Annotated in this window: 2 protein-coding genes; both read right to left on the reverse strand. The window is 71.7% G+C overall.

Annotated features, from left to right (window positions below; genetic code table 11):
* Positions 1 to 293 precede the first annotated feature (293 nt).
* Positions 294 to 3,434, reverse strand: a complete 3,141-nt coding sequence (gene ileS / locus ACWGH4_RS31995) for an isoleucine--tRNA ligase (protein WP_453467038.1) — start codon at positions 3,432 to 3,434, stop codon at positions 294 to 296.
* 401 nt (positions 3,435 to 3,835) lie between these two features.
* On the reverse strand, positions 3,836 to 4,444 hold a 609-nt coding region (locus tag ACWGH4_RS32000; RefSeq protein WP_453467040.1), incomplete at its 5' end, for a hypothetical protein.

The following is a 4,444-nucleotide window of genomic DNA, read 5'->3' on the forward strand; positions in this document are numbered from 1 at the left end:
GGAGGGGACAGGCCACGCGCCCGCACCTGGAAGTCGGCCCCGCCCGGGCACCCACCTGGGGCCTCGGGCCGGCCCACCCAGGCCACGTTCGGGGCGGGGCCGGCGGATCCAGGCCGGCTCGTCATGCGCCGGGCCCCGGGGCCGACCATGCCCAGGGCGCGCCCGCGGCCAGGAGCGGGCGTGCCCGGCACCGCCAGGGCCCGGGGCGGCGGGGGCAGCCGGGGCGGAGGTGCCGGGAAAAAGGCGGCGGGCCCGGTCACAGAACGTGGCCGGGCCCGCAGTGTTCGTGTGCGTTACGCCTTGCGGAGGCGGAACGTCAGGGACAGGCCCTCGTCCGTGAACGGCGCGCCGTACGTGTCGTCCGGCGCCTCGCCCTCCGCGAAGTCCGTCGCCAGCACCTCGTCCGCGATCAGCGAGGCGTGGTCCGCCAGGGCCGACGTGACCTCGGGGTCCTCGGAGGTCCAGCGGAGCGCGATACGGTCCGCGACGTCCAGGCCGCTGTTCTTGCGGGCCTCCTGGATGAGGCGGATCGCGTCACGGGCCAGACCGGCCCGTCGCAGCTCGGGCGTGATCTCGAGGTCCAGCGCGACCGTCGCGCCGGAGTCGGACGCGACCGACCAGCCCTCCCGCGGGGTCTCCGTGATGATGACCTCCTCCGGGGAGAGCGTGATCGTCTCGCCGTTGACGTCGAGCGTCGCCTCGCCGGACCGCAGCGCCAGGGACAGCGCGGCGGCGTCCGCGGCGGCGACCGCCTTGGCCACGTCCTGGACGCCCTTGCCGAAGCGCTTGCCCAGCGCACGGAAGTTGGCCTTGGCCGTGGTGTCCACGAGCGAGCCGCCGACCTCGGACAGGGACGCCAGCGAGGAGACGTTCAGCTCCTCCGTGATCTGGGCCTGGAGCTCCTCGGAGAGCGCCGAGAAGCCGGTGGCGGCCACCAGGGCACGCGACAGGGGCTGGCGGGTCTTCACGCCCGACTCGGCGCGCGTCGCACGGCCCAGTTCGACCAGCCGGCGCACGAGTGCCATCTGGGTCGACAGGGTCGGGTCGATGGCGTCGAGGTCGGCCTCCGGCCAGGAGGACAGGTGGACGGACTCGGGGGCGTCCGGCGCCACCGGGACGATCAGGTCCTGCCAGACCCGCTCGGTGATGAACGGCGTCAGCGGTGCCATCAGCCGTGTGACGGTCTCCACCACGTCGTGCAGCGTCCGCAGCGCCGCCGCGTCGCCCTGCCAGAAGCGGCGGCGCGAGCGGCGCACGTACCAGTTCGACAGGTCGTCGACGAACGCGGAGAGCAGCTTGCCGGCGCGCTGGGTGTCGTACGCCTCCATCGCCTGCGTGACCTGGTCCACCAGGGCGTGCAGCTCGGAGAGCAGCCACCGGTCGAGGACCGTGCGCTCGGCCGGGGCCGGGTCGGCGGCCGAGGGGGCCCAGCCCGAGGTTCGGGCGTAAAGGGCCTGGAAGGCCACCGTGTTCCAGTACGTCAGCAGGGTCTTGCGCACGACCTCCTGGATCGTGCCGTGGCCCACGCGCCGCGCCGCCCACGGCGAGCCGCCGGCCGCCATGAACCAGCGGACGGCGTCCGCGCCGTGCTGGTCCATCAGCGGGATCGGCTGGAGGATGTTGCCGAGGTGCTTGGACATCTTGCGGCCGTCCTCGGCGAGGATGTGGCCGAGGCAGACCACGTTCTCGTACGACGACTTGTCGAAGACCAGCGTGCCGACGGCCATCAGCGTGTAGAACCAGCCGCGCGTCTGGTCGATCGCCTCCGAGATGAACTGCGCCGGGTAGCGCTTCTCGAAGATCTCCTTGTTCTTGTACGGGTAGCCCCACTGCGCGAACGGCATCGAACCCGAGTCGTACCAGGCGTCGATCACTTCGGGCACGCGCGTCGCGGTGGCGGAGCACTGCGGGCAGTCGAAGGTGACCGCGTCGATGTACGGGCGGTGCGGGTCCAGGTCCGACTGGTCGGTCCCCGTCAGCTCGGACAGCTCGGAGAGCGAGCCGACGCAGGTGAGGTGGTCGTCCTCGCAGCGCCAGATCGGCAGCGGCGTGCCCCAGTAGCGGTTACGGGAGAGCGCCCAGTCGATGTTGTTGTTGAGCCAGTCCCCGTAGCGGCCCTGCTTGACCGAGTCGGGGAACCAGTTCGTGGCCTCGTTCTCCGCGAGCAGCCGGTCCTTGATGGCGGTCGTGCGGATGTACCAGGACGGCTGGGCGTAGTAGAGCAGCGCGGTGTGGCAGCGCCAGCAGTGCGGGTAGCTGTGCTCGTACGGGATGTGCTTGAAGAGCAGACCGCGGGCCCCGAGGTCGGCGGTCAGCGCCTCGTCCGCCTTCTTGAAGAAGACGCCGCCGACCAGCGGCACGTCCTCCTCGAAGGTGCCGTCGGGGCGGACCGGGTTCACGACCGGCAGACCGTAGGCGCGGCAGACCTTGAGGTCGTCCTCACCGAACGCGGGGGACTGGTGGACCAGACCCGTACCGTCCTCGGTGGTCACGTAGTCGGCGTTGACGACGAAGTGGGCCTCCGCCGGGAACTCGACCAGCTCGAACGGGCGCCGGTACGTCCAGCGCTCCATCTCCGCGCCGGTGAAGGTCTGCCCGGTGGCTTCCCAGCCCTCGCCGAGCGCCTTCTCCAGCAGCGGCTCGGCGACGACGAGCTTCTCCTCGCCGTTCGTCGCCACGACGTACGTGACGTCGGGGTGCGCGGCGACCGCCGTGTTGGACACCAGGGTCCACGGGGTCGTCGTCCACACCAGGAGCGCGGCCTCGCCCGCGAGCGGGCCGCTCGTCAGCGGGAAGCGCACGAAGACGGAGGGGTCGACGACCGTCTCGTAGCCCTGCGCCAGCTCGTGGTCGGACAGGCCGGTGCCGCAGCGCGGGCACCAGGGCGCGACCCGGTGGTCCTGGACCAGCAGGCCCTTGTTGAAGATCTCCTTCAGCGACCACCACACCGACTGGACGTAGTCCGGGTCCATGGTGCGGTAGGCGTCGTCGAGGTCGACCCAGTAGCCCATGCGGGTCGTCAGCTCGGCGAAGGCGTCCGTGTGCCGGGTCACCGACTCACGGCACTTGGCGTTGAACTCGGCGATGCCGTACGCCTCGATGTCCTTCTTGCCGGAGAAGCCGAGCTCCTTCTCGACGGCGAGCTCGACGGGCAGGCCGTGGCAGTCCCAGCCGGCCTTGCGGCCCACGTGGTAGCCGCGCATGGTGCGGAAGCGGGGGAAGACGTCCTTGAAGACGCGTGCCTCGATGTGGTGCGCGCCGGGCATGCCGTTCGCCGTCGGTGGGCCCTCGTAGAACACCCACTCGGGGCGGCCCTCGGACTGCTCGAGGCTCTTGGTGAAGATCTTGCTCTCGCGCCAGAAGTCGAGCACGGCGTGCTCGAGCGCGGGCAGGTCGACCTGGGCCGGCACCTGACGGTACTGGGGGGGTGTCATCTACGAACTCCTCCGGCGGACAGTTTCTCTTCCGTCGGAGGGACGAGAGCGCCGATGCTGCGCGGCTCCCGCGGTACCACCCTCCTTGGCGGTGCACAGGTCACCGCCCCCTCATTGGGGTCGCGACGCCGGTTCTACCGGCCACGGGATGCCCGTGGCTTTCTTCCGGCGGCTCCGGGGTGATCCTTCACATCGCGCTCGCCCCCGGGCTCTCACCGTCCCCGGGTCGCTCATGGCTGCGTACGACGCTACTCGTCCCCATCCACGCCTTTCGCTGGGCCCAGTGTACGGGCCCCCACGGCGAGCGTCCGACCGCTTTTCGACCGCGGCGCGGTTGACCCGAATGGCCACACGGCGCACGTGGACGTCCTCCTGGGGTGCGGTGCGGCCCGCACGGCGGATTACCGGGCGGAGAGCTGGGCACAACCGATGCAGTCCCGGCTTCTCGCAGCGCGGGGCGGGCCGAACCGGCGGCGTGCCCCGTTGCCGCGGGGCTGGGGTCGATTTATCGTCCCAGCACGATTCGCGAGCAAGATCACAATATGTGAAGGGGCCGCGGCCATGGTGGCGAAGAAGACTGCCGGGAAGACGGCGTCCGCGCGTTCCGCCGCCGCGGGGGCGACGTCCGGGAGGCCGGTCTCCCGGGAGCCCTCCGGGGAGAAGTCCGCGCCCCGGAAGTCCACGTCCAGGACGGCCGGCACCGCCGCGGAGCCCGCTGCCCGCAAGACGGCCGCCACGGGAGCGCCGGGCACGGCGGGCCGCAGCACCGGCAGGTCCGCGTCGCGCAAGGCGTCCGGCGGCGGGAATCCGGCGAGGAAGACGACGGCGGGCGGGTCGACAGCCGGGAGCCCGGCGAAGAAGGCGGTGGCCGAGGAAGCGGCAGGGAGCGGAGGTGCGGCGGGGAAGGCCCCGGCGGCGGAGAAGAAGGCGACCGGACCGGCAGCCGGCGGCACGACAGCCAAGGAGACCTCAGCGAAGAGGACCGCGACCAGGACGAGCACCACCCGGAC

This window comes from Streptomyces sp. NPDC054847 (genome assembly GCF_053610925.1).

Coding starts and splice junctions, on each gene's coding strand:
- ileS (WP_453467038.1), bottom strand. CDS start 3,434: ATGACACCCCCCCAGTACCGTCAGGTGCCGGCCCAGGTCGACCTGCCC.